Raw genomic sequence first — 24,540 nt, forward strand, 5'->3', positions numbered from 1 at the left:
ATACCTTATGAGGTGGAACTCATGTTGATGATGAAAGTTATGAATTTGTCTCATATGACACGCTATGCGACAAGAGGTGAAATCAATAAGGATGCCAGCCATGACAACCCCAGCCGTTTCTTTCGAGGTCTTCCCGCCGAAATCCGTCGATGCCGCATTCAAACTCTGGGACACAGCGCAGGCGCTCGCCCCACTTGCGCCACGGTTTTTCTCTGTCACCTATGGCGCCGGCGGCACCACCCGTGATCTGACACACGATTCCGCCGCCGTGCTGCACCGCACCTCCGGCCTCCCCGTCTCAGCACACCTAACATGTGTTGGTGCCAGCGTGGCTGAAACAATGGAAGTGGCCGAGAAATTCCACGCAGCAGGCGTCACGGATATCGTTGCCCTGCGCGGCGATCCGCAACAAGGTGACACCCGCTTTACCCCTCACCCCGAAGGCTTTGCCAACTCTGTTGAGCTGATCGAGGCACTGGCCCTGCTGGACAAATTCACCATCCGTGTCGGCGCCTACCCAGAATCCCACCCCGACGCGGTGAGCCAGCACGCCAATATCCAGTACTTAAAGCGTAAGTTTGATGCTGGTGCGGATGAGGCGATCACGCAGTTCTTCTTTGAGGCCGAAAGCTTCCTGCGCTTCCGCGATCAATGTGCAGCAGCGGGTATCGACAAGCCCATTGTGCCGGGCATCCTGCCGATCACCAACTGGACCTCTGCCCGCAAGTTCGCCACAGCCTGTGGCACCACAATCCCCGCGTGGATGGACGAAGCTTACCGCGCGGCAGAGCGTGATGGCCGGACCGAGCTGCTATCGACCTCGCTTTGCACTGAATTGTGCAGCGAACTGGTGGAAGAAGGCGTGGATGCGCTCCACTTCTACACGCTCAACCGTCCTGATCTGACCCGCGATGTTTGCCGCGCGTTGGGTGTGACACCGCAATCGACCCTTTTGAACGTGGCGTAACACCTTGCGCCACAGCATTTGGCGGCTCTAGGCTGAGCAAATTTTTTTAGCCGGAGCTGCCCATGCCACGCCTTGCCTCCTCACCCGATGAACTTCTGAGCCAGTCCGAAGCACTTAAGCTGTCCGGGCTTGAATTCATGCAGAAAATTCTGGACGGCTCCAACTCCGGCCCCCCTATCGGCGGGACGATGGGCTACCGCTTGCATAGCGTCGAGGCAGGCCGCTGCGTCTTTCGCGGCACGCCGGAATTCAACGTAACCAACCCAATGGGCACCGTGCACGGTGGTTGGTACGGCACGCTGCTCGACAGTGCGATGGCTTGCGCTGTGATGACACTGGTACCGCGCGGATCGGTCTATACGACGCTCGAATACAAGGTGAATATCCTGCGCTCGATCCCGCTGGGCATGGCCGTCGACTGCATCGGCGTGGCCGACCACGTTGGCCGTTCAACCGGCGTATCACACGGAGAGATCAGGGGCGTGGAAGATGGCAAGCTTTATGCCACCGGATCAACGACCTGTATTGTGATGAAGATAGGCTAAGCCTTAATGCAACATGCTTGCATCAAGCGGCACATCGTATGAACGCGCCAGTGACCGACAAAAATCGATCCAGTCACGGAATTCAGCCTTGAACGCCATAGTATAGCCCATGGCGACCCAATCATCGTGTTTATCGGCATGAACGCGGGTCAACTCGTCCGGATTGCGGCCGTCGACGCGCGATTGCGTCTCGGCGGCCACAAACATGGCCTCGGCAGCATGCGCCAGATAGCCCTTTTGCGGCTGGCCGGAGACGTGATCCTCCATCACATCCATCAGCGCACTGCATTGTGCCATGCCCCAGCTGACAGGCTGCGCCTGCAAGGGCGTTGCACAAACCAATGCCACTGTAAGCGCAAAAAAACCAAAGGTCCGCATGATCATATATCCCCTTGAAAGTCGGCCAAGCCGTACTCCCTTCAAACGGCGAATCTATGACCCAGCAGCGGCAAATGCGGGTTTTCGACTGGACACTTCATCAACAGTTTCATGCAAGCGCTCTGACGGGTCCGCCCCGACCACTCGCTTGCGTCTCAGGATAAACACCTTGCCCCACCCCGCCCAAGTGCCGATGGAGCGCGCCGTGGGGTCTTGCTGAAAACGTTGTTGCCAGCGATCAGGCATGGGCAACCCCATCCCCTGAGCCTGCTCCAGCATCCAGACCAACGGTATGTTGGAAAGTGGCCTTGCAAAATCACGTCCACCAAGCTGGCCGCCCACGTCTCCGTGGCTGCCACGGAACCATACCTGTCGGACCTGATCGGGCCGCTCGTCATTGCACTCCCACATCACCGGGCTGTAAACGACGCGGTTCTCGTTTAGCGCCAGCGCATGACAGCCGCGTTTTACACACGCGCTTAGCTCATGACTGTGGAAGGCATGTCGCGCTGCACTCAGCCGCCATAGACCAGGCGCGTTGATGCCGAGTGATTTCACTGTATCCCAGACGCCGACCATCTCGATCGGCACTTCATCGTGGCAATAGGCCTTGCTGAAGGCGTGCGCCGCTTTGCCTTGAAGCCTGCGCTCATACAGCCTGTAGACCTGCCTGACGTTTCGCTCTGTCGCGTGCTCTTGGGTGAGCAAACCAACGCGGGCAATCACCCCCGCCAGAGAGCGCACAGCATAGGCGCCACGCGAATAGCCCATCAAAAATATCTGGTCACCGGGATGGTAGCGCGACGCAAGATAGCCGTACGCCCGCTTGATCTGCCGGTTGATACCGCGCCCGACAATTACGTCGCGCAAAGATAACCAGTCATCCCATTGCAATCCCGGTTCATAATATACCGATATCTGACTGCGCATTTCCTGCGTCAGATGGTAAGTAAGCCCTGCGTTCGTCTCGCACCCCGGATCAAGGGTCGACATTGTGCCATCAAGAATAACGAGATGAATCTGTTGACCGCGCCGCGGCCCGAAATCGGTTGGCGGACGGCGCCAGAGGCGGCCAAAAAGCCGCATCAGAAACGTGTCTTTATGTTCACTCTGCAGCGATGGCCTCACCTTGCAGCAACTCCCAAACCTTGTGCGGTGTGAAGGGCATATCCGCCTGCCGCACCCCGTGATCCCACAGCGCATCCTGCACCGCATTCGAGACCGCGGCCAGTGCGCCGACTGTGCCAGCCTCGCCGCAGCCCTTCATACCCATGATGTTCGCCGTCGAGGGTACAGGCTCACTGGTAAACGAAATGTATGGAACATCCATCGCACGTGGCATCGCATAGTCCATAAACGATGCTGTGAGCAGCTGGCCGTCTTCATCGTAGACAACACGTTCCTGCAGGGCTTGCCCGATACCTTGGACCACACCGCCGTGCACCTGCCCCTCTGCCAGTAACGGGTTGATAAGATTACCAAAGTCATCAACCACCGTGTAGCGGTCTGTTGTGACGATACCAGTTTCGGGATCTATCACCACCTCGCAAACATGCACCCCGTTGGGGAAACTGCGCGCAGGCAGTGTCGCGCGTTCGTGATGAGTCATCAGATCATCGCGCCCCTTGTCGCGCGCCATATCGGCCACTTCCAGCATGGTCGGCGTCAGGTTGGAACCCTCGGCACGGAAGCGGTCATCATCAAAGCTGATCTCGGAGGCCGGTACGCCCATCTCTTCTGACAGGAAGGCTGTGAAGGCATCAACCAACTTGTCCACTGTCGCCAATGTCGCGTTGTTCTGCGTTGTTACAGAGCGGGAGCCGCCGGTACCACCGCCCTTGGCAATGAGGTCACTGTCACCCTGAATAACGCGGATGTTTTCTGGCGGGATGCCTGTCTGGTCGCTCAGGAACGTGGCATAGACGGTTTCATGCCCCTGCCCGCCCGATTGCGTCCCCACTAGAATTTCAACAGTGCCGTCCTCAAGGAAGTTGACCTTCGCTCCCTCGCTTGGATCGCCCAAGATGCTTTCGATATAGTAACACACGCCCTGACCGCGCAGCAGACCTTTTGCAGCATCCGCTTTGCGACGCGCTGCAAAACCGGCCGCATCCGCTTGGCTCGCACCGCGGGTAAGCACCTTGTTGAAATCACCCACGTCATACGTCTCGCCCGTGGCAGTCGCATAAGGGAATTGGTCAGGCTTGATAAAGTTGATCCGGCGCAGCTCCCACGGGTCCACGCCCAGCTCACGCGCGGCGCGGTCCATGACACGCTCCAACACATAAATCGCCTCTGGCCGGCCTGCCCCGCGGTAGGCATCGACCTGTACGGTGTTGGTGTAGTAGCCCTCCACTTGCAACCACGTGGTCTGCACATCATAGACACCCATCAGCACCCGGGAAAACAAAGTCGTCTGGATCGGCTGGCCAAACTGGCTGTTATAGGCGCCCAGATTACACTTGGTCCGCACACGATATGCAGTGATCTTATTGTTCTCGTCAAAGGCCAGCTCAGCCACCGAGACAAGATCCCGTCCGCCGTTATCGCTGAGCATCGCTTCGGTACGCTCTGACATCCAGCGCACAGGCTTGCCCAATGCGCGGGCTGCGTGGCTAACAAGGAAATGCTCAGGGTAAGCCATCGCCTTCATTCCGAAGGCACCACCAGTATCAGGGTTGGTCACGCGCACAGCGCTTTCGTCCAGACCAAAAGCCTTCACCAGATTGCCCTTGTGAACCCAGACCCCCTGCCCGTTGTTGGCCAGATGCAGACGCGTCCCGTCCCATTCGGCAAAACAGCCGCGGGGCTCGATCGAGTTGACGATGATGCGGTTGTCGCCGACCTCAAGCTCTACAGTCTTGGCTGCCGACTTGAACGCAGCTTCGGTGGCTTGCTCGTCGCCCATGCCCCAGTCAAAGGCGCAATTGTCTACCGATTCTTCGTGAAGCGTCTCACCGCCACGCGCCATCGCCATGGCGGCAGGCAGTTCGTCCACTTCAAACATTATCAGCTCGGCTGCATCGCGCGCCTGCTCATAGGTGTCAGCCACAACCATCGCCACAGGTTCACCGACAAAACGTACTTTACCTTTGGCCAACATTGGCCGCAGCGGAGAAGCTCCATCGCTGCCGTCACGGTTTTTCAGGATCGCACCACCAATGGCGATATTCACCCCTGCGGCTTCCATGTCCGCGCAGGTAAACACAAGATGCACACCGTCGGCGGTCGCAGCGTCGCTCACATCCAGCTCTGTGATCAACCCATGCGCCACCGACGAACGGAACACAAAAGCATGTAATGCCTCCTTGGGCGCGATATCATCCACGTACCGCCCAGCGCCAGTCAGGAAGCGCACATCTTCAACCCGTTTGATCGGTTGGCTTTTGCCGAATTTTTCCATGACCTTACTCCTCGGTGGTCGTCCCATTCATTGAGGGGAAACTTAGCGGTCCTGCACCGGTTGTCTAGTGATGTCGTCACGTATCAACGCCCTGCGGGAGGGCGGGCGGGGCGTTCTGCGGCCAAAGGCCCGCAGGAGCGCCGCACACCCTTCCCCTTTGGCCCGTCCTCCGTTACATCAAAGTCAAATGCACAAGACGGGAGCCACCATCATGGCACTGGAAAAAAACTTCGACGCAACCGAGGCCGAAGCACGCCTCTACGCCGCTTGGGAACAGGCCGGCGCTTTTAAAGCAGGCGCAAACGCCAGCCGCGACGAGACCTACTGCGTCATGATCCCGCCGCCCAACGTTAACGGCTCCCTGCACGTGGGCCACGCCTTCAACAACACGCTTCAGGATATCCTGACGCGCTGGCACCGCATGCGCGGCTTCGACACGCTCTGGCAGCCTGGCCAGGACCACGCAGGCATCGCCCTTCAATTGGCAGTGGAAAACCAGCTCGCCAAAGAAGGCATCAAACGCACTGATCTCACCCGCACGGAATTCCTAGAACAAGCATGGGCCTATAAAGAGCAGACCGCCGACACCATTGTAGGCCAACTCAAACGCCTCGGATCCTCGTGTGACTGGTCGCGCAACGCTTTCACCATGTCGGGCGCCCCCGGTGACACCCGTTTTGGTCACGAAAATTCTCCCAATTTCCATGACGCCGTGATCAAAGTCTTCGTACAGATGTACAACGAGGGCAAAATCTATCGCGGCAAACGCCTTGTAAACTGGGACCCGCGCTTCGAGACGGCGATCTCTGATCTCGAAGTGGAAAACATCGAAGTCCCCGGCCACATGTGGCACTTCAAATACCCGCTCGCGGGTGGCGCCACGTATGAGTACATCGAAAAAGACGAGGACGGGAACGAGACCCTCCGCGAGACGCGCGATTATATCGCCATCGCCACCACGCGTCCTGAAACGATGCTTGGCGATGGCGCTGTCGCCGTTCACCCCTCAGATGAGCGTTACGCGCCAATCGTAGGCAAACTCTGCGAAATCCCTGTTGGCCCCAAAGAGCATCGCCGCCTGATCCCGATCATCACAGACGAATATCCTGACAAGGAATTCGGCTCAGGCGCAGTGAAAATCACCGGTGCGCATGACTTCAACGACTACCAAGTCGCAAAGCGCGGTGGCATCCCGCTCTATAGCCTGATGGACACCAAAGCCGCCATGCGCGCTGACGGTCGCCCCTACGCCGAAGAAGCCGCGGTTGCCCAAGCCATCGCCAATGGCGAGCAGGAATTCGACGAGGCGATTATCGCCGCGATGAACCTTGTGCCAGAAGAATACCGCGGTCTCGACCGGTTCGAAGCGCGCAAACGCGTTGTGGCTGACATCAACGCCGAAGGCCTCGCCGTAATGGTGCCAAACCCCAAAGCGGGCGACGAGGACGGCGAAGAGCCCGCCTTCATCCCTTACGTCGAAAACAAACCGATCATGCAGCCCTTTGGTGACCGTTCCAAGGTTGTGATCGAGCCGACGCTGACCGATCAGTGGTTCGTGGACACCGACCAGATCGTTGGCCCCGCCCTTGATGCGGTCCGCAATGGCGATGTGAAAATCATGCCCGAGAGCGGCGAGAAAGTGTACTACAACTGGCTCGACAACATCGAGCCTTGGTGCATCTCGCGCCAGCTTTGGTGGGGCCACCAAATCCCGGTTTGGTACGGTCTGGACCTCAAAGCTGCCGGCTATGTCGATGACGAAGGCGACGGAGCGATGGATCTCGTCGAAATCTCGCGCCTTTTGATGGATCAATCCCTGCCTGAAGGCGGCGATCACGTGCAATGTGCGGCCAACTTTGACGCGGCCAGTGACGGTTTTAGTGATTTCACCGCTGCCCTGCCCACGCCGCTCAACCATGCGCGCGTGATCGAAGTGTCGACCCGCGCCGAAGCGATGCACGCACTGTCCGAGAGCCTTGGCAAATACTCCTTCAGCCAGGACCCGACCGAAATCGTCTTCCCCGTCTGGCGTGATCCCGACGTGCTCGACACGTGGTTCTCTTCTGGCCTCTGGCCCATCGGTACGCTTGGCTGGCCTGAAGAGACGGACGCGCTGAACAAGTACTTCCCGACCTCCGATCTGATCACCGGTCAAGACATCCTGTTCTTCTGGGTGGCGCGGATGATGATGATGCAGCTCGATACTACGGGCAAAATCCCCTTCGATACAGTCTACCTTCACGGCCTCGTGCGCGATGCCAAGGGCAAGAAGATGTCGAAATCTGTAGGTAATGTGATTGATCCGCTTGAGATCATTGACGAATACGGTGCGGATGCGCTGCGATTTACCAATGCGGCGATGGCGTCGCTTGGTGGAGCGCTGAAACTGGATGCGGCACGGATTGCAGGTTACCGCAATTTCGGGACCAAAATCTGGAACGCGCACCGTTTCGCCGAAATGAATGGCGTGTTCCAGGACACACCCGCAGCTATGCCCGCGCCCAAAGCAACGCTTAACAAATGGATCATCGGTGAAACCGCACGGGTGCGCGAAGAAGTCGATGCCGCCCTCGACACCTACCGTTTTAATGATGCCGCCAGCGCTCTCTATGCTTTTGTGTGGGGCAAGGTCTGTGACTGGTACGTAGAGCTGTCCAAGCCACTGTTGCAAGACGATGACGGCAAAGGCCCTGTCGCGACTGAGACGCGCGAAACAATGGCTTGGGTGCTAGATCAATGTCTGATCCTGCTGCACCCCATCATGCCCTTCATCACCGAAGAGCTTTGGGGCGAGACCGCCACACGCGGCAAACAGCTTATCCATGCTGACTGGCCCACATACACCACGGCCGATCTAATGGACGAAGCTGCCGACCGCGAACTGAACTGGGTAATCTCATTGATCGAAAACATCCGCTCTGCGCGTGCCCAGATGCATGTGCCCGCGGGCCTCAAAGTGCCAATGATAGTGACAGGCATGGATGCCGCTGCGCAGGCCGCTTGGGACAACAACGAGACGATGATCAAGCGCCTTGCACGGGTGGACAGCCTTGAAAAGGCGGATGGCTTCCCGAAAGGCACCGTGGCCATTGCTGCAGCTGGCGCGACCTTTGGTCTGCCCCTTGAAGGCTTGATCGACATTGCAGAGGAAAAAGCCCGCCTGCAAAAATCGCTCGATAAGCTGGCCAAGGAAATTGGTGGTCTGAACGGGCGTTTAAACAACCCCAAATTCGCGGCCTCCGCCCCGCCGGAAGTTGTTGAGGAAGCCCAAGCCAGTCTGGCCGCTCGGCAGGAAGAGGCGGGCCAATTGCAGGCCGCTTTGGACCGGCTGGCAGAAATCGGCTAAACTAAGGAATGCGTAGTTTTGCCCGCCTCATTGAATCCCAGATCGCCAAGGCCCGTGCCTCTGGCGTTCTGTCTGGGCTGAGGGGGGAAGGCAAACCGCTTCCCGAACAAGCGATCGAGACGGGCGAGCAAGCCGCCCTCTCAACCGGGATGCGGATCATGGCTGAAGCGGGCGTGGTGCCGGAAGAATTCGCGATCCGCAAAGAGCTGGATGCCGCGCTCAAAATCTACGCAACCCTCAAGACCGAAGAGGTCCGTGCCAAGCAGATGGCAACGGTCAGCAGCCTTGAGTTGCGCTACAATATCGCCGTAGAAGCGCGCCGCAAATTCCTGCGCTAAGCTACGCAGCGGCAGGGTTTGCCCCTGCCCCGCAACGCATTCGTTAGTCGAAGACGGCTGGGCGCTTGGCAAAGCTTGCGGCAATAACTTCCATTTGATGTGGTTTACCAAGCAGATCCACCTGCTCACGCGATTCTGCATCCAGCACGGTCTTTGCATCTGCGGTTTCGGCCACCGCAATCAAACGCTTCGCCGCACAGATAGCGGACGGGCTTTTGCCCGCAATCGTCTCGGCCAAAGTCTGTGCTGCGGCAAACGGATCGTCAGCCAATTCTGTCACCAGACCCCAACGCTCTGCCTGCTCGGCGCTGATCGGCGCCGCTGTGTAGGTCAGCTTGCGTAGCACATCCGTGCGCACCAGTTTCGGTAGCAAAACCATGCCACCCATATCAGGCAAGATGCCCCACTTCATTTCCATCACAGCAAACTGCGCATCCGGTGAAGCAATACGAATATCCGCGCCCAGTGCGATCTGAAGGCCCGCGCCGAAGCACACGCCATGCACCGCGGCGATCACAGGAATGTCCATCCGCGACCATATCATCGCCACTTCTTGCCACTGATTTGTAGTACCATCGCCATGGGTGCGCGGCATCAACAACTCGGCAGGATTTTTGCCGATCATGCCGGAAAGGCCGGAAATATCGATACCTGCGCAAAACGCCTTGCCCTCGCCCGATACGATCACGGCGCGCGCTTTTGAGGCAGCAACCTCCTCGCCCGCCGCAATGATGGCGCTGATCATATCCTGATCCACTGCGTTCATTTTATCCGCGCGGGTCAGGCGCACGTGGGCAATGTGGTCTTTGTAGGTAACTGAAACGCGGGACATGGGCTTTCCTCCGGTATGCTTTGCGCATAGCCAAACAGATGCCTGCCCTACCTGCCACAAAAACGTGGCGGCACTTACTTACTTCGGGACAAGCCGTTCGACCGCGCGCATCATACCAAGGCTCTTGTCATAGACCAGCGTTAGGATGCGGCGCATTTGCGGCCGCGCTACTGAAACCCCTGCACCACGCAGTGCCCCTGCGGCTGCTGCCGTTCCGATAAAACCACGTCGTGTGAGTTTGGCCATGGTCAGCCTCTCATTTATGAGAACCATTCTTATATATCTAGAAATTGATGCATTTACAAGGCTTGCCCTCCCCGTAGGCCCTGCATTAACTGAGCTTCATGACACATGTACGCCTCACCCCGCTCGCCCAATCGTTGCCCGCAACAGTCCCTTTCGTCGGGCCGGAAAACCAAGAACGCGTGCGAGGTCAGGCGTTCGATGCACGACTGGGGGCAAACGAGAACGTCTTTGGCCCCTCGCCCCGTGCCGTGCAGGCAATGGCAGAGACCCCGCAATGGATGTACGGCGACCCGGAGAGCCATGATTTGCGCACCGCACTTGCCGCGCATCATCGCTGCACGCCTGCCAGTATTATGGTCGGCGAAGGTATCGACGGGCTTTTGGGCTATCTGGTGCGGCTCACGGTGCAAAGCGGTGATGCGGTTGTCACCTCGGCGGGCGCATACCCGACCTTCAATTACCATGTGGCCGGATTTGGTGGCACACTGCATACGGTTCCCTATGTGAATGACCACGAAGACCCTGCAAGTCTTTTTGCCAAGGCTGCCGAAGTGGACGCCAAGCTGGTATATCTGGCCAATCCTGACAATCCGATGGGCAGCCATCATCGCGGTGCCTATATTGCGGCTGCGATGGAATTATTGCCCGAAAGCACACTGTTGGTTCTCGACGAAGCCTACGTGGAGTGCGCGCCCGAAGGGACGGCTCTTCCGCTGCCAGCAGATGATCCGCGCGTGGTGCGGATGCGCACGTTCTCCAAGGTCTACGGGCTGGCTGGCGCGCGTGTGGGCTATGCCATCGGGCACCCAGACCTGATCGAGTCTTTCCACAAGGTTCGCAACCATTTCGGCATGAACCGCGCGGCGCAGGCCGGTGCTTTAGCGGCTCTTGGAGATCAGACTTACCTGAAGAATATTCAGCAGCAGATCGCGCAAGCCCGCACGCGGATAGCACAGATCGCTCAGGACAACGGCCTCATGCCTCTGCCCTCGGCAGCGAATTTTGTGACCATAGACTGCGGCCGCGACAGTACGTTTGCCAAGGCCGTCCTAGACGGGCTGATCACGCGCGGCATCTTTGTGCGCATGCCATTCGTTGCACCACAAAACCGCTGCATCCGCATCAGCTGCGGCACACCCGAGATGCTGGATGTACTGGCCGCAGCCTTGCCCGGCGCGCTGGCCAACGCAGAAAAAGGCTGACGTAACGAGTTTGCGCGCTAACTTTGGTGTCTCAGCTCAAGAGGTAGCAGATGAACAACGCAAGAGGCAGTGCACCTGACTTCACCAAAGCATGTATTGTGATGTTCGGCGTCAATATCGCATGGATTTTCGTGGTGCTCTGGTCCCTATGGGGGCTGATCGCCGTGGCCGCCACCGGATGGTGCGTCAACCGCGCGATCAGCTATGTTGAGGCGCGGCGCGGTTAGGCCCCGCTGATCACCTCTGCTGCGGCATCCAGCGCCCCGCGTCCGTGAGCGATACCTAGATTATGCATCCCTGCCTGCATGCCGCCCAGCAACCCCATAATCATCTGACCGTTCACATGGCCCATATGCCCCAACCTGAAATATGCGTCCCGTGCGGGGTCACCCGGCTCTGCCATGCCAAGGCCGATGCCCAGCGTCAGACCCAGCTCCGTTTCGACCCAGTCGCGAAGACGGGTACCGCCGTTGCGACCGAGGCGCAGCGAGGTCACAGCCGTGCTCCGGCACGCGGGATCAGAGATATTCAGCCGCAGATCACCGCCTTCGGCCCACGCGTCACAGGCCGCCCAGACCGCACGCGCCAGAACGCCGTGACGCGCCCAGACCTGCTCGATCCCTTCGTCATGGATCATATCCAGCGCCACGCGCAGACCGTAAAGGTGGTGGGTCGGCGCAGTCCCGTTGAAGTACTGCCAGAATTCGGTGGCGGTACTGCGCGGCGTCCAGTCCCAATAGCGGCTCACACGAGGCATCGCATCGCGTACTGATTGCGCGCGATCATTGAAGAAAACAAAGCTGCACCCGGGCGGCACCATCAACCCCTTCTGGCAGCCCGTGACCATGACATCGACACCCCAATCGTCCATCTCAAAACGGTCACAGCCCAGCGAGGCAATGCAATCCGCCATCAGTAGCGCCGGGTGCCCGGCTGCATCCAGAGCGTCACGTACCCCCTTGATATCATTCAGCACAGAGCTTGACGTGTCCACATGCACCGCCAGCACTGCCTTGATGCGGTGGTCCTTGTCTTCAGCCAGCGCCTGCGCAATCCGCTCCAAATCCATGGGCGATGCGTTACCGAAATCGATTACCTGCGCGTGCGCGCCCAGACCGGTTGCCACATCGCCCCAGCCGTGGCCAAACCGCCCCGTGGCAGGCACCAGAACGTGATCTCCGGGTGCAACGACATTGCTCAGCGCCGCTTCCCAAGCGGCATGGCCATTGCCAATATAAATAGAAGCGTAATGCTCTGTGCGGGCCACCCGTTTGAGATCAGCCATCAACCCCGGCATCATGTCGACTAGCTCACCTGCATAAATGTTAGGCGCGGGGCGGTGCATGGCCTGCAAAACTGCATCCGGCATCACTGACGGGCCCGGAATGGCAAGATATCCGCGACCGTGGGACAGGTTTGGCCGATGTGTCATATGTCTTTTTCCTGTATATCAGGCGGCTAAACCACCAGTTTCTGCGGAAACCATAGCCATCGCGCGCGGGCCGTCAATTGCGGCTCTTGCTTGCTCCTCCACCCTGCGACGATTAAGGCTTGGCGGACGTGCAATCGCCCAAGCCAGAAAGCCGGAACACCCATGAGCAGCGGACAGACCTATACTTCGGGCGCATTAATGCGCTGGCTTTGGCATGACTATCTGCGCCGCCACTTGGGCAAGCTGGCACTGGCTGTATTTTTCATGGTGATAGAAGGGTCCACCCTTGGCGCAATGGCCAAGCTGATGGAACCGATGTTCGACCGCGTCTTTGTGGCAGGAGAGCAATCTTGGCTATTGATCGTCGGCCTTGTGCTGATGGGGATTTTCGTGTTGCGCGCCATTTCCGGCGTTGCGCAAAAGGTACTGTTAACGCGGATCGCCCAACGCTCTGCCGCGGATATGCGCATTGATCTGCTGGATCGCATGATGCAGCAGGACGGTGCGTTTCACCAAACCCACCCGCCGGGCTTTCTGGTCCAGCGTGTCCAATCTGACGTGAACGCTGTGGGCGACGTCTGGCGCGCGATCATCACCGGCGCAGGGCGTGATTTTATTGGTCTTCTGGTGCTGTTGGGAGTGGCGATTTCGATTGATCCGGTATGGGCGCTGCTGGCTTGCATTGGTATTCCGGTAATGGTGCTGCCCGCCGCCTTTGCACAACGTTTTGTGCGGCGCCGCGCACGCGAAGCCCGCGATCTGGGCGCTTCACTTTCTACCCGTCTGGACGAAGTCTTTCATGGCATCGTTCAGATCAAGCTTAACGCGCTGGAAAGCTACCAGGCGCGTCAGTACCGCGACATCACAAAGCAGTTCGTCTCAACCGAGGTGCGCACAGCCTTTGGCAGCTCCGCCATCCCTGCGATGATCGACATTATTTCGGGCATCGGGTTCATGGCTGTCATCCTCTATGGCGGGTCCGAGATCATCTCGGGCGACAAGACAATTGGCGAGTTCATGACTTTCTTCACGGCGATGGGTTTTACCTTCAATCCGCTGCGCCGTCTTGGATCGATTAGTGGCCAGTGGCAGGTTGCGGCAGCAGCCCTAGAGCGGATCAAGGAATTGATGGACGCGCCTCTGCGCCTGACATCGCCAGAAAAACCGAAAGCCGCGCCGCGAGTGGATGCCGATATCACGCTTGAAGACGTGACCTTGTCCTTTGGCGATACCGAAGTGCTGCATGGCCTGTCACTCACGGCCCAGGCGGGACAAACGACCGCGTTAGTCGGGGCATCCGGTGCGGGCAAATCTACGATCTTCAACCTTCTGACCCGCCTGCTTGACCCGACAAGCGGCCACGTCCGCGTTGGTGGCGTCGCCACAACCGAGATGGCAATTCCCGATCTGCGCACGCTCTTCTCTGTGGTCAGCCAAGAAGCGTTGTTGTTTGACGAGACCTTGCGCGAGAATATTGTTCTGGGCCGCACCGATGTTAGCGAAGAGCGGCTTAAACAGGTGCTTGATGCGGCCTTCGTCTCTGACTTTCTGCCACAGCTTGAAAATGGACTGGATACGCATGTGGGGCCGCGAGGCTCTGCCTTATCGGGTGGTCAACGCCAGCGCGTGGTGATCGCGCGGGCGCTGCTGCGTGACACGCCGATTTTGCTGCTGGACGAAGCAACGAGCGCGCTGGACGTGCAATCCGAGCAGGTGGTGCAGGACGCATTGGACAGCCTGTCAGAGGGCCGTACAACGCTGGTCATCGCGCACCGCCTCAGCACCATCCGCAACGCGGATAAGATTATCGTGATGGACCGTGGCCGCGCCGTTGATCAGGGCACCCATGAGGAGCTGTTGGCCCGTGGCGGCATCTATGCCGATCTCTACCGGCTTCAATTCAGGGATGGCAAAACCGTATCCGACCGTCGGCGCGGCATTCTTGGTCGCCGTGACGCACCTCTTCCGGAACAACAACCAAACCTGCTCCAACGCATCGGCCAGCACTTTTTTGGAAGCTGATATCTAGCGGTTGTAGGCCCGCGCCAACCGCTCTGGCGGGGTGCCTGTCGCGTAGCGCAACAACGTCCATAGGTTAAGTCCGCCTCGGCGCAGCCACCCCTGCCGCCGGTATTTTGCAGCAGAGGTCACCGCTACAGCATCCAGCGCTACCAGCTTGCCGCGCAGCGCGCGCGCCAGTGCGACATCCTCCATCAGCGGTTGATCGGGAAAGCCGCCCACAGCATGATAAAGATCACGGTGTATCAGCAGCCCCTGATCGCCGTAAGGCAGCCCAAGCTTGCTACGCAGGTTTGCCCAGCTGGCCACGATTGCCGCCGCAATCCCGCTTTGATCAAATGACAGCCGGAACCAGCCTGCTGCTTGCGGGTGTTCGAGATGTTTGCGCACTGCCTCCGTCCAGCCCGCACGCAATACAGTGTCCGCATGGAGGATTAGCAGCCATTCGCCACGCGCTGCCACAACACCGCGCTGCAGCTGACCACCGCGAGAGGCGGGGCCATGCAGCACCTCTGCTCCCCAAGCTTGGGCCAGAGCGCTGGTGGAGTCTTCGGAACCTCCGTCACTCACTATCAGCTCGCGGATAAGGCCAAGTTCAAGCCCTTCCATCAGCGCACCAAAGCAGGGGCCAAGCGCGGGCTCGGCATTGAGAGTGGGTACCACCACTGAAATTTGCGCCGGCATCGCGTTCTCCCCGTCACGCCCCTGTAAAGCGGAGCCAGAATTGTTATATGTAACCCAACATCAGAAGGACACCCCGATGACCGCATCTTCCCGTCGCATCCTGAGCCTAAGTGGCGCAGACACCCGTAGCTTCCTGCAGGGTCTGATCACCAATGATATCGGCCGCATTGATGCGGAATTGGTCTATGCCGCGATCTTGACCCCACAAGGCAAATACATGGCAGATTTTTTTCTCAAGGCTGATGGCGATGCGGTTCTGCTGGATGCGGATGCAGATCAGGCCGCTATGCTTATCCAACGCCTCACGATGTACAAGCTGCGGGCAGATGTCTCGATCGCTGAGACCAATCTTCACCTGCACCGCGGAACGGGTCCGGCCCCTGCAGATGCGCTGCGCGATCCGAGAAACGCAGATCTTGGCTGGCGCACATATCGCGATGCGCCGCAAGAGGATGACACTACCGATTGGAACGCGCTTTATGTTGCCAACCTCATCCCGCAAAGCGGGGTCGAGCTGACGCCGGACAGTTTCATTCTGGAAATGGGGTTCGAGCATCTAAACGGTGTCGATTTCCGCAAAGGTTGCTACGTAGGTCAAGAAGTGACCGCGCGCATGAAACATAAGACGGAGCTGCGCAAAGGGTTGGCCAAGGTTCACGTCACAGGCCCCGCCCCCACTGGCACCGAGATAACGGCAGAAGGCAAACCGGCAGGTACTTTGCTGACTCGCGCCGGTGACGAAGCTTTGGCCTATCTGCGTTTTGACCGCGCCAAAGGTGCTATGCTGGCGGATGGCGCAGACGTAAAACGTATGACCTGAACGAAAAACGCAGCCCCGAAAGGCTGCGTTTTGAATTTCGACAATACGGACGCATTAGGCGCGTTCAACGTATTCCATTGTCTCGGTGTTCACGATGATATCTTCATCTTGCCCGACGAAGGGCGGAACAGAGACTTTCACACCGTTATCTAGGATGGCAGGCTTGAACGAGTTTGCAGCTGTCTGGCCTTTGACCACTGGCTCCGTCTCAACAACCTTACAAGTAACCTTCTGCGGCAACGCGGCGTTGATCGCCTCAGCCTCGTGGTATTCGACCACGATCATCATGCCGTCCTGCAAGAACGGGCGGCGCTCACCCAGCAAATCGGCAGCAAGCTGCACCTGCTCGTAGGTGTCTGTATCCATCAGCACCAGCATGCCGTCGTCCTCATAGAGAAACTGCTGGTCTTTTTGCTCAAGACGCACGCGCTCTACTTTGTCGGCGCTGCGGAAGCGTTCGTTCAGCTTGGAGCCGTTACGCAGGTTCTTCATCTCGACTTGGGCGAAGGCACCGCCTTTACCCGGTTTGACGTGGTCGACTTTTACCGCCGCCCACAAACCGCCGTTATGTTCCAGTACGTTTCCTGGACGAATCTCATTTCCGTTGATTTTGGGCATGTGGCAAAACTCTGACAAAAGGTTGATCAAATCATGACCCGCCCTATATCTTGAGTACAATGCACAAGCAAGCTGCCCAGTTTAGTTCATCACGCATACAAAGCCATGCAAATTGAACATAGCAGCTATGCGAAAACGGGGTATCCGAATCACTCTTAATCTGTCAGAAGAGGCGAACGCCGAAAATGACAAGAGCAAGAATAAAGGGAGGACGACGAGTTGAAAGATTTCGTTGATGGCACAGCTTTTAATAACGAACAAGGCAACCGTGCCCGTAAACTTTTTGCAGCCGTAGTACTGGCTGCTCTCGATGATGCAATCGCAGATGACAAGAAATATGGTAACGGCCCCGAGCAGATCGCCCGTTGGGCGCGTTCGCGCGATGGTCGTGAAGTTCTCAGCTGCGCTGGGATCGACCCGAACGAACGTGTTGTAACCGGCCTGATGGATTTTGTCGGAAAAGGTGTACGAACTTCCGTAGCCCTGTCGCGCGAAGAATCCGAGCGCCGCAATGCAGCACAGCAGGCCGAAGCCGCATAAGCGACTTACGGTTTGATTAAAAAAAGACGCAGCTTTCGGGCTGCGTTTTTTTTCGTCTGATGGATAAGGTCAACGCTTTGATGTAGGCGTTGAATGGCCCTTTTCCTTGGCGGCCGTTTGCGCCACTTTGCCCCCAATCAACATGAAGGGCCGAGAATGGCAAAAGCGATCATGATCCAGGGCACCGGCAGCAATGTTGGCAAATCAATGATTGTTGCAGGCATTCTGCGCGCCGCTCGTGCGCGCGGCATCAAGGTCCGCCCGTTCAAGCCGCAGAACATGTCAAACAATGCTGCCGTTACCTCCGACGGGGGCGAGATCGGGCGCGCACAGGCTCTACAGGCGCGCGCTTGCGGCGTTGCCCCTCATACCGACATGAACCCGATCCTGCTCAAGCCTCAAACAGCCACTGGCGCACAAGTTATCGTGCAGGGACAAGTCGCGGGTCATCAAGAAGCCCGCGACTTTGGCCGTAATAAACAGACCCTCATGCGGGCTGTTCTGGAGAGCTTTCGGCGGCTTGCTAGTGAGTGCGATCTCATAGTGATCGAGGGCGCAGGTTCCCCCGCAGAGACGAACCTGCGGGCTGGCGACATTGCCAACATGGGTTTCGCCCGTGCTGCGGGGGTGCCTGTGATCCTGATGGGGGATATCGACCGTGGCGGCGTGATCGCACAGATCGTAGGGACCCAAGCCGTATTGAGCCCCGAAGACAACGCCCTGATCAAAGGCTTTTGCGTCAACAAGTTCCGCGGCGATCGTAGCCTGTTCGACGCGGGCCGCGATGACATAGCGACGCGGACTGGCTGGCCGAGCCTTGGGGTCCTGCCCTGGTTTGACCAAGCTGCCCGCCTGCCAGCCGAAGACGTGATGGACCTGCCTGCAAGGGCGCGTTCCGGGGGAACAGGATTGGTGGTTGCTGTCCCCCAGCTCCCCCGTATAGCCAATTTTGACGATCTTGATCCTCTCGCAGCCGAGCCTGCTGTAGACTTGCGCATGATAACCCCCGGCATGGCGATTCCAGCCGAGACCGATCTGGTGCTGTTGGTGGGTAGTAAATCCACCATCGCCGATCTGGCCGCATTGCGCGCTGCGGGCTGGGACATTGATATCGCGGCCCACATCCGGCGCGGGGGACATGTCATGGGGCTGTGCGGCGGTTACCAGATGCTGGGACACACAATCACAGATGCGGACGGCATCGAAGGTCCGGTCGGCACGGTGGAAGGCCTTGGCCACTTGGACGTGCACACCATATTAGAACCCGTAAAAAATCTGCTGCTGCGCGAAGGAACCCATCTGGAGAGCGACGCCCCCCTCGCTGGATATGAGATCCATATGGGCCGGACGGATGGGCCGGACTGCGCACGCCCGTGGTTGCGACTTGGCAATGTGGATGATGGCGCGGCCAGCCGCGACGGACATGTTAAGGGCTGTTATCTGCACGGCATCTTCGCATCAGACGCCTTTCGCGCGACCTATTTGGGCGCGCTGGGTGCTTCTACATCAGTTATTTTCGAAGATCAGGTGGAAGAAACCCTTGATGCGCTGGCTGCGCATATTGAGACATATTTCGATCTCGACAAACTGCTAAATGAGGCAGTCGAGATCGAATAGACTTATTCCATTTCCTGCGCGGTCAAAGCACGGTGGATTTCGCGGCGCACAAGTTTGCGCACGTTTCGCGTGATCCGCTCGCCCAAAGCGCCTTGCAACTCGGAGCGGACGATCTCGCTGACCAGATCGCGCAAGGCTTCTTCGTCCATCACCTGATCATCGGCCCCAAATGCCGCGCCAATCGGCGTTTCGGAGCGTGCTTCTGGCTTCGCCGTAATGGCTTCGTCTGCAGCGTCAGCTTCGCTTGAATCCAGCGGCTCGCCTTTAGCATCCAGTTCCAGATCATCTTCCCATGCCATGGTTGAGTCGTCGGCCGCTGAAAGCTCATCGCCCTCTTCGCCGTCCGGCTCCCAGTCCTGAGGGGTCTTCCCAATAGCCGCGCCCAAAGCCGCGATTGTTGCCTTGAGGGGGATACTTGCTGCGCGCAGGTCCCCGAAATTGATGTTCTGTGTGTCCTGATCATCTTGATCCGGCTGAAAAAACTGCTGGCCGGTCGCGGTATTCCCGGCCGGGACCGATTTTTCCGCTGCGTCTGACCGTTCGGTTTCCGCTTCAAGGCCGTCATCCCAATCGACGTCATCACCATAATCATCGTGATGATCTTCGACGAGTTCCGCCATTGGCGCCTCATCCTCATGCGCGTCTAACTGCGCTTCAACGGTAGCCTCACCTGGCCGAGGCCCAGCATCGTCGGCCTTCCAATAGGTTTCGTCGCTGTAATTGCCATCTTCAAGCGGTTCGTCATCTTCTGGCTTCTGTGTCTCAAGCGTCTCGTGCACCAATGCGTCAAGCGCGTCCATCGCCGCATCCGGCTCTGCGTTACGCTCGACTGGCTCGGCTATCTTGGATGTGATGTGATCTTCGGCAACGTCTGGCGTGTCCGCAGGCTCATCCGGCTGCATCCACGTTCTGCGCGCAACAGAACCCAAATCAAGGGGGGCTGTCTCGGGTTCAGGTTTTTGTTGGGGAGCCTCGGCTACACGTAAGGCCGGGGTCAACACCAAACGACCAGATGCCGCTTCCGGCTTTGTCTCGGCTGTAGTCGGCGTCACCACCTCTCGTGGCGCGCGGGAAAGACCCGCGAGCGGGCGCTTGTCTTCGGATACCAACCGGCGGATCGAAGACAAGACATCTTCGACATCTTCGTTTGTGACGGGCTTTGACATTGTTCACCACTCTCTACTCAGTCGCAAATATAGCGTGCAGATCAGATTCTCACAATGGTAGGAAAATCGTTAATAATTATAAAACTAGCCTGTTGCCTTCACGCAGTCCTTGGCCGCGGTTGCAAAAAGGGCCACCCCTGTAGGGCGGCCCGATGCACGTCACAAACCAGGCGATGCTTCAGTTTTTCTGCAGCCGCTTGAGAACCCGATCCAGCTGCGCGCCCTGCTTGGACGTCGAAGTGGGGCTGTTTTTGACCAGATTATAGTATTCGTTCACATCATATTGCTGGACCGGCAGACGCAGGCCAGTGGCTGTCAGCCTACCGGTAGCGGCCAGAACACCGTAAGCGGCGTTATACAGCTGAGACTGCGCAGAGATGCGTGCTGCTTCGGCGTCCAGCAGTGACTGCTCTGCGTCGAGCACATCCAGCGTTGTCCGCGCGCCAAGGGTCGCTTCCTCCCGCACACCCTGGAAGGCGATGCGAGCAGCGCGAATCTGGCCATCGGACGCAGAGAGGGAAGCCCGTGCAGAGCTAAGCTGTGCATAGGCGATGCCGACGTTTTGCTGAATATCGTTACGGACGATATGCAGGTTACCACGCTCGGCATCACGCCGTGCTTGTGCGGCACGCACCACAGATGACCGCGCGCCACCTTGATAAATCGTGCCACCTGCGTTGATGCCAACGCTAGCACCTGTGCTGAAATTGCTGCTGTCGAGGTTATCGCTGAGCGTCAGTGCGCCCTGCGCGACCACATTGGGGCGCTTGAGCGCTTCAGCGCGCTTGACCGACAGATCCGCTGCAGCCACACGGTGCTGAACCGATTTCATGCTTGGGTGCAGGCGCACAGCAAGCCCTTTGGCCGCATTGATATCACCGCTCAGCTTTGGCAAATTCGGCGGCGCTGACAGGCTGCCTGGTTTGCGCCCGATCACGTTACGGTATTCTTCAATAGCAATTTCAAGGTTGCCCTCAGCCGTGGCGAGGCCACTGCGGGCCTGCGCCAACTGCGCTTCTGCCAAGGCAACGTCAGTGCGCGTCACTTCTCCGACTTCGAACCGGTTCTGTGCAGCGCTCAATTCCTGCGTCAGGACGCGCATGTTGTTCTGGCGGAGCTGCACAAACTCAGTGGCCTCGATAACGCCCATGTACGCTGTCACACCGCGCAGCATCACCTGCTGTTCGATTACAATCAGCGTCTGGCGCGTGGCCAAAACTGTTTCCTTCGCCACTTCAATACCCAGCGACGTCGCACCACCATCATATAGCAACAGCTCAGCGATCAACTGACCACTGGCCACCAGACTATCAACATCCTGCGCCCCACCAGATATTGCGCTGCGTGTTCGGCCCCAAGACTGGGTGACGCTAGCCGTCCAACGCAGCACAGGTTCCAAAGCAGCGCCCGCAGCCGCCACATCTTCATCCGCCGCACGCAGCAATGCACGGTTCTGCTCCAGCAGGCCCGAGTGCTTGTAAGCGCTGACGAGTGCATCGGCCAAAGTATCAGCTCGTGCAACTCCGCCCAAAGACACTAGAACCACCGCAGCGAAGCCGCTGACACGTATGGATTTTTCGGCAGTTTTCCTGATCTTACTCAATATCATCTTATTGCCTCCGATCATGACACAAAACGCGCAGATCCATTTTTAGTTATACCTATTCACACCGAGCAGCGGCGTGGAGGCGTTCACAAAGTGAACGTTAGTTCTTTTTCAAAGCCGGGCAGCACCGGGCCGCTCGCATTAAACGCCAGACGCCAGCTGATCTTACCCTCGCGTTTGTAACCTACACGGACTTCGCCAATCGCATTGTCCATGAATAAAGCCGCGATCCGGCCACCTTCCTTAAGCTGGTCTGTCAGCGAGGCCGGCACATCCGAAACACCACCTTGCACAACGATCACATCATAGGGGCCATGTTGCGGCGCGCCCTCGGTCAGGGGACCTTCATGCACCACTGCGTTATCAGCACCAGCTGCCATCAGGGCATCCTGCGCTTCGCGTGCCATATCCTCATCCTGCTCTACCGCCACAACGGCCTGAGCCATACGCGCGATAACTGCCGTAGAATAGCCAAGGCCACAACCCACATCGAGAACCAGCTCATCGCCGTCGATCGCGAGTGCATCCAACATTTTGGCCAAACTGCGCGGTTCCAGCAGCGCACGCCCCTGCCCCAGATCAATGTTCTCTCCAACATATGCCGCTTCACGCTGCGCTACCGGCACAAAATCTTCGCGCGCGACATGAAGCATCGCTTCGATAATGGGGAACTTGGTCACATCCGAAGGGCGCACCTGAGTGTCGACCATCATAGTGCGCCTTTTATAAAAATCAGTCATGGGGGAATGCTCGTCTTTGCAGAATTCTGTTCGGGGCAATGTGCCACAACACGCAAGGGGCAGCAACGCCGCATACTGCCACAGCGCCAACAGACCCTGCACCTGTGAGCACAAAGCAACTATACTGCGTCCTGCTTACCTATTAATTGCTCACAAACCGTGCCGAGCGGCCGGGCACAACCGCCTTCACAACCCCGCCCCCTTCTGGAGCCTCCTGACAAACCGACTGAATGACGGGCCCAACACATAGTAATGTAAAGAAGCCAAGAAAGTTGCCCCCAGAGCAAGAACCCGCTTTTTACCCCCTTGCAGCTTCGCCGCGTAGCCCTTAATACACCCGTGGCTTCGGCGAGTTGGCGGAGTGGTTACGCAGCGGATTGCAAATCCGTGTACAGGAGTTCGATTCTCCTACTCGCCTCCATATAAAATCAAACACTTAGAGTATTCCTTCCCATGCTTGGGGCCCACCGTTTACAGGGGCGTTTACATTTTGGTGTCTTGAGACAGTGATTTTGCCCGATTCAGCTTGCGCAAAACGGCATCGCTTTCGTCGGGGCTAACCTGCGCATAATGTTCGATAACCTGCGCGGCGTAGCGCACGGACCACCCCATCAGAACTGCTATTTGGCGCAGAGACAGATCTGCATTCAGCAGTCTTGTCGCAGCTGTCCCTCGTGTGTCGGACAGAGTTTTTTCACAACCATCAATCCACGGAGGTATCTGCGCTTCGCGCCGCCACTTCGTGATTTGGTTCGAAGCCCAACGAGCCGTCAAAGGCCGACCCAACTCAGAAACAAGCAGCATTTCCTGATCTTCTGGCGTTTCGACTATTAGTTTCTCAAGGGCTGCAGTAGCTGGGATATATGCGATTTGCCCGCGCTTACTGGTGCGAAAGCGAAGTCGTTTACCGTGGGGTGTGTCTTCGAACTGGTCCATCTTGACCTGAACCAGATCGGCCGCCCGCAAACCCGTTTCACATCCTGCGGTTAAGATTCTCTGGACCCACTCGGGCGCATATCTTTTGAACTGAGCGAAATCGCCGCTCGTCCAAATGATTTCGGTCCGGTTCGATTGATAGAGCTTCTTGAGCTTATGGCAGTGGTGCTCTTTAAGCTTCCCCTCCTCCACCGCCCAATTCAAAACGCGAGTCGCATGTGTGCCCGCCATGCCGTGCTGCTTGGGCGAATGAAGCCATTTCTTGCGCCAACTGTTCACTTCGCCCCTTGAAGCGCGCTCTTCGAACATTGCAATAGGATCCGCCCCGAACTCCTCGCGAAAAAACTCCAACCACTTTCTAATATCTGCTTTGGAGCGCTCGGCTTTAGGCAAAGACGCACTGGAGAGAAAATCATCAACCAAATGGGTCGTCAGATATTCGGCAGGACTGATCGGCATGCCGCACTGTGAAAAGGCATGGAAAAATTCTGGCTCTTTAGGATTCGGCTCTGTCCCTTCCCAAAACTTGGGACCACCTCGCCAAGCATAAAAATGGTATCGAACACCAGACACGACTTTGCGCCGAACACGGTGAACCCCTTTGGGTAGGTTACTTCTGGGCATGGCGCGCTCTCCGTTGTGCAACAAGGCTCGGCTGCGTAGTTGCCTCTCGCTCGGCGGCGCTTATGCCCTGAACAGCATCCAATCGCGCCCGAATGAGTTTCGGATCATACCAACCCCGTCGTCCAGGTACGGGGGCGATGCCCGTCCGGCGGCAGAAATCGTAGAATGACGCGCTTGGTTCATTGTATCCAAACAAAAGCGCCAGTTCCGGCGTCGGAATCAGTTGGATTTGGCTCAGGCTCATTTCTCAGCCCCCTCGCGCAGCGTCTCTTGTCGCGACATTGCGGCTCTTAGACAGGTCACAACCTGCGCGCCTTGCGAACGCAGGTTCCGCACTGCTTCCTCTTCAAGCCAAGCCTTCACATCCGCTTGCAGGATAAGTTTAAACTGGGTTGCTTTCATATTCACCCCTCGACACAAAGACATTGTCAATCGCAGAGCAATAATGGGCCAAGTCGCGGCGAAAAAAGGGGCCCTTCGG

At 57.9% G+C, this 24,540-nt stretch carries 23 protein-coding genes and 1 tRNA gene; 11 read left to right on the plus strand and 13 right to left on the minus strand.

Annotation, left to right across the window (positions count from 1 at the left end; all coding sequences use genetic code 11):
- Positions 1-100 precede the first annotated feature (100 nt).
- Complete coding sequence (gene metF, locus V7730_RS14400; RefSeq protein WP_335748296.1) at positions 101-967, plus strand: methylenetetrahydrofolate reductase [NAD(P)H]; 867 nt, start codon at positions 101-103, stop codon at positions 965-967.
- 62 nt (positions 968-1,029) lie between these two features.
- Positions 1,030-1,512 (plus strand): PaaI family thioesterase, encoded by a 483-nt coding sequence (locus tag V7730_RS14405; RefSeq protein WP_335748297.1) that lies wholly within the window; start codon positions 1,030-1,032, stop codon positions 1,510-1,512.
- Positions 1,513-1,515: 3 nt separating this feature from the next.
- Here the strand turns inward: V7730_RS14405 and V7730_RS14410 are convergent, their stop codons facing one another.
- The 3 genes from V7730_RS14410 to V7730_RS14420 are packed head-to-tail and all read right to left on the minus strand — an operon-like array spanning position 1,516 to position 5,293.
- A complete protein-coding gene (locus V7730_RS14410; protein ID WP_335748298.1) occupies positions 1,516-1,896 on the minus strand; it encodes a hypothetical protein in 381 nt (126 codons plus the stop codon).
- 48 nt (positions 1,897-1,944) lie between these two features.
- Positions 1,945-2,976, minus strand: a complete 1,032-nt coding sequence (locus V7730_RS14415; RefSeq protein WP_335748299.1) for a DUF2235 domain-containing protein — start codon at positions 2,974-2,976, stop codon at positions 1,945-1,947.
- A 19-nt stretch (positions 2,977-2,995) separates the two neighbouring features.
- A complete protein-coding gene (locus tag V7730_RS14420; RefSeq protein WP_335748300.1) occupies positions 2,996-5,293 on the minus strand; it encodes a xanthine dehydrogenase family protein molybdopterin-binding subunit in 2,298 nt (765 codons plus the stop codon).
- 211 nt (positions 5,294-5,504) lie between these two features.
- Between V7730_RS14420 and V7730_RS14425 the strand changes: the two genes are divergently transcribed.
- Both V7730_RS14425 and V7730_RS14430 read left to right on the plus strand, forming a co-directional pair.
- Positions 5,505-8,639 carry a valine--tRNA ligase gene (locus V7730_RS14425; RefSeq protein ID WP_335748301.1) on the plus strand — a complete coding sequence of 1,045 codons (3,135 nt, stop codon included), beginning with the start codon at positions 5,505-5,507 and terminating at the stop codon, positions 8,637-8,639.
- An 8-nt stretch (positions 8,640-8,647) separates the two neighbouring features.
- Positions 8,648-8,977, plus strand: a complete 330-nt coding sequence (locus tag V7730_RS14430; protein WP_335748302.1) for a DnaJ family domain-containing protein — start codon at positions 8,648-8,650, stop codon at positions 8,975-8,977.
- A gap of 43 nt (positions 8,978-9,020) precedes the next feature.
- Here the strand turns inward: V7730_RS14430 and V7730_RS14435 are convergent, their stop codons facing one another.
- The gene (locus V7730_RS14435) at positions 9,021-9,809 is read right to left on the minus strand and encodes a crotonase/enoyl-CoA hydratase family protein (protein ID WP_335748303.1); all 789 of its coding nucleotides are present in this window, start codon (positions 9,807-9,809) and stop codon (positions 9,021-9,023) included.
- Positions 9,810-9,887: 78 nt separating this feature from the next.
- Positions 9,888-10,055 carry a twin-arginine translocation signal domain-containing protein gene (locus V7730_RS14440; protein ID WP_335748304.1) on the minus strand — a complete coding sequence of 56 codons (168 nt, stop codon included), beginning with the start codon at positions 10,053-10,055 and terminating at the stop codon, positions 9,888-9,890.
- A gap of 98 nt (positions 10,056-10,153) precedes the next feature.
- Here V7730_RS14440 and V7730_RS14445 point away from each other — a divergent pair, with 98 nt between their 5' ends.
- Positions 10,154-11,257 (plus strand): pyridoxal phosphate-dependent aminotransferase, encoded by a 1,104-nt coding sequence (locus tag V7730_RS14445; RefSeq protein ID WP_335748305.1) that lies wholly within the window; start codon positions 10,154-10,156, stop codon positions 11,255-11,257.
- Between the two features lie 50 nt (positions 11,258-11,307).
- On the plus strand, positions 11,308-11,484 hold the full coding sequence (locus V7730_RS14450) for a hypothetical protein (protein WP_335748306.1): 177 nt from the start codon (positions 11,308-11,310) through the stop codon (positions 11,482-11,484).
- Here the strand turns inward: V7730_RS14450 and V7730_RS14455 are convergent.
- Positions 11,481-12,689, minus strand: a complete 1,209-nt coding sequence (locus V7730_RS14455; RefSeq protein WP_335748307.1) for a pyridoxal-phosphate-dependent aminotransferase family protein — start codon at positions 12,687-12,689, stop codon at positions 11,481-11,483. The two genes, V7730_RS14450 and V7730_RS14455, sit on opposite strands and share 4 nt — an antisense overlap.
- Before the next feature lie 162 nt (positions 12,690-12,851).
- On the opposite strand from V7730_RS14455, the gene V7730_RS14460 reads away from it, so the two are divergent.
- Positions 12,852-14,711 (plus strand): ABC transporter ATP-binding protein, encoded by a 1,860-nt coding sequence (locus V7730_RS14460; protein WP_335748308.1) that lies wholly within the window; start codon positions 12,852-12,854, stop codon positions 14,709-14,711.
- 3 nt (positions 14,712-14,714) lie between these two features.
- Here the strand turns inward: V7730_RS14460 and V7730_RS14465 are convergent, their stop codons facing one another.
- On the minus strand, positions 14,715-15,392 hold the full coding sequence (locus tag V7730_RS14465; protein ID WP_335748309.1) for a TIGR04283 family arsenosugar biosynthesis glycosyltransferase: 678 nt from the start codon (positions 15,390-15,392) through the stop codon (positions 14,715-14,717).
- Positions 15,393-15,468: 76 nt separating this feature from the next.
- On the opposite strand from V7730_RS14465, the gene ygfZ reads away from it, so the two are divergent.
- Positions 15,469-16,212, plus strand: a complete 744-nt coding sequence (gene ygfZ / locus V7730_RS14470) for a CAF17-like 4Fe-4S cluster assembly/insertion protein YgfZ (RefSeq protein ID WP_335748310.1) — start codon at positions 15,469-15,471, stop codon at positions 16,210-16,212.
- A gap of 54 nt (positions 16,213-16,266) precedes the next feature.
- On the opposite strand, the gene efp is transcribed toward ygfZ, so the two are convergent.
- Positions 16,267-16,830: an elongation factor P gene (gene efp, locus V7730_RS14475; protein ID WP_335748311.1), complete on the minus strand. Its 564-nt coding sequence runs from the start codon at positions 16,828-16,830 to the stop codon at positions 16,267-16,269.
- Between the two features lie 219 nt (positions 16,831-17,049).
- Here efp and V7730_RS14480 point away from each other — a divergent pair, with 219 nt between their 5' ends.
- A complete protein-coding gene (locus V7730_RS14480; protein WP_008228933.1) occupies positions 17,050-17,370 on the plus strand; it encodes a DUF6280 family protein in 321 nt (106 codons plus the stop codon).
- Between the two features lie 156 nt (positions 17,371-17,526).
- The gene (locus V7730_RS14485; RefSeq protein WP_335748312.1) at positions 17,527-18,987 is read left to right on the plus strand and encodes a cobyric acid synthase; all 1,461 of its coding nucleotides are present in this window, start codon (positions 17,527-17,529) and stop codon (positions 18,985-18,987) included.
- Between the two features lie 2 nt (positions 18,988-18,989).
- Here the strand turns inward: V7730_RS14485 and V7730_RS14490 are convergent, their stop codons facing one another.
- The 3 genes from V7730_RS14490 to V7730_RS14500 form a co-directional block, all read right to left on the minus strand.
- Positions 18,990-20,153 (minus strand): hypothetical protein, encoded by a 1,164-nt coding sequence (locus V7730_RS14490; RefSeq protein WP_335748313.1) that lies wholly within the window; start codon positions 20,151-20,153, stop codon positions 18,990-18,992.
- Positions 20,154-20,331: 178 nt separating this feature from the next.
- The gene (locus V7730_RS14495; RefSeq protein WP_335748314.1) at positions 20,332-21,762 is read right to left on the minus strand and encodes a TolC family outer membrane protein; all 1,431 of its coding nucleotides are present in this window, start codon (positions 21,760-21,762) and stop codon (positions 20,332-20,334) included.
- An 83-nt stretch (positions 21,763-21,845) separates the two neighbouring features.
- Positions 21,846-22,499 carry a protein-L-isoaspartate O-methyltransferase family protein gene (locus tag V7730_RS14500; protein WP_335748315.1) on the minus strand — a complete coding sequence of 218 codons (654 nt, stop codon included), beginning with the start codon at positions 22,497-22,499 and terminating at the stop codon, positions 21,846-21,848.
- A 347-nt stretch (positions 22,500-22,846) separates the two neighbouring features.
- On the opposite strand from V7730_RS14500, the gene V7730_RS14505 reads away from it, so the two are divergent.
- A tRNA-Cys gene (locus V7730_RS14505) sits at positions 22,847-22,920 on the plus strand.
- A 62-nt stretch (positions 22,921-22,982) separates the two neighbouring features.
- On the opposite strand, the gene V7730_RS14510 is transcribed toward V7730_RS14505, so the two are convergent.
- Positions 22,983-24,008, minus strand: coding sequence for a tyrosine-type recombinase/integrase (locus V7730_RS14510; protein WP_335748316.1), 1,026 nt, complete (start codon positions 24,006-24,008; stop codon positions 22,983-22,985).
- A gap of 291 nt (positions 24,009-24,299) precedes the next feature.
- A partial coding sequence (locus V7730_RS14515; protein WP_335748317.1) for a hypothetical protein occupies positions 24,300-24,540 on the minus strand: 241 nt, incomplete at its 5' end.

Origin of the sequence: Sulfitobacter sp. (assembly GCF_036961165.1) — a bacterium.
Taxonomy (GTDB): domain Bacteria; phylum Pseudomonadota; class Alphaproteobacteria; order Rhodobacterales; family Rhodobacteraceae; genus Sulfitobacter.

What these genes read in the sequence shown, in the direction of transcription:
- metF (WP_335748296.1), top strand. Translation starts at nt 101, where the DNA reads ATGACAACCCCAGCCGTTTCTTTCGAGGTCTTCCCGCCGAAATCCGTC.
- V7730_RS14405 (WP_335748297.1), top strand. Translation starts at nt 1,030, where the DNA reads ATGCCACGCCTTGCCTCCTCACCCGATGAACTTCTGAGCCAGTCCGAA.
- V7730_RS14410 (WP_335748298.1), bottom strand. Translation starts at nt 1,896, where the DNA reads ATGATCATGCGGACCTTTGGTTTTTTTGCGCTTACAGTGGCATTGGTT.
- V7730_RS14415 (WP_335748299.1), bottom strand. Translation starts at nt 2,976, where the DNA reads ATGCGGCTTTTTGGCCGCCTCTGGCGCCGTCCGCCAACCGATTTCGGG.
- V7730_RS14420 (WP_335748300.1), bottom strand. Translation starts at nt 5,293, where the DNA reads ATGGAAAAATTCGGCAAAAGCCAACCGATCAAACGGGTTGAAGATGTG.
- V7730_RS14425 (WP_335748301.1), top strand. Translation starts at nt 5,505, where the DNA reads ATGGCACTGGAAAAAAACTTCGACGCAACCGAGGCCGAAGCACGCCTC.
- V7730_RS14430 (WP_335748302.1), top strand. Translation starts at nt 8,648, where the DNA reads ATGCGTAGTTTTGCCCGCCTCATTGAATCCCAGATCGCCAAGGCCCGT.
- V7730_RS14435 (WP_335748303.1), bottom strand. Translation starts at nt 9,809, where the DNA reads ATGTCCCGCGTTTCAGTTACCTACAAAGACCACATTGCCCACGTGCGC.
- V7730_RS14440 (WP_335748304.1), bottom strand. Translation starts at nt 10,055, where the DNA reads ATGGCCAAACTCACACGACGTGGTTTTATCGGAACGGCAGCAGCCGCA.
- V7730_RS14445 (WP_335748305.1), top strand. Translation starts at nt 10,154, where the DNA reads ATGACACATGTACGCCTCACCCCGCTCGCCCAATCGTTGCCCGCAACA.
- V7730_RS14450 (WP_335748306.1), top strand. Translation starts at nt 11,308, where the DNA reads ATGAACAACGCAAGAGGCAGTGCACCTGACTTCACCAAAGCATGTATT.
- V7730_RS14455 (WP_335748307.1), bottom strand. Translation starts at nt 12,689, where the DNA reads ATGACACATCGGCCAAACCTGTCCCACGGTCGCGGATATCTTGCCATT.
- V7730_RS14460 (WP_335748308.1), top strand. Translation starts at nt 12,852, where the DNA reads ATGAGCAGCGGACAGACCTATACTTCGGGCGCATTAATGCGCTGGCTT.
- V7730_RS14465 (WP_335748309.1), bottom strand. Translation starts at nt 15,392, where the DNA reads ATGCCGGCGCAAATTTCAGTGGTGGTACCCACTCTCAATGCCGAGCCC.
- ygfZ (WP_335748310.1), top strand. Translation starts at nt 15,469, where the DNA reads ATGACCGCATCTTCCCGTCGCATCCTGAGCCTAAGTGGCGCAGACACC.
- efp (WP_335748311.1), bottom strand. Translation starts at nt 16,830, where the DNA reads ATGCCCAAAATCAACGGAAATGAGATTCGTCCAGGAAACGTACTGGAA.
- V7730_RS14485 (WP_335748312.1), top strand. Translation starts at nt 17,527, where the DNA reads ATGGCAAAAGCGATCATGATCCAGGGCACCGGCAGCAATGTTGGCAAA.
- V7730_RS14490 (WP_335748313.1), bottom strand. Translation starts at nt 20,153, where the DNA reads ATGTCAAAGCCCGTCACAAACGAAGATGTCGAAGATGTCTTGTCTTCG.
- V7730_RS14495 (WP_335748314.1), bottom strand. Translation starts at nt 21,762, where the DNA reads ATGATATTGAGTAAGATCAGGAAAACTGCCGAAAAATCCATACGTGTC.
- V7730_RS14500 (WP_335748315.1), bottom strand. Translation starts at nt 22,499, where the DNA reads ATGACTGATTTTTATAAAAGGCGCACTATGATGGTCGACACTCAGGTG.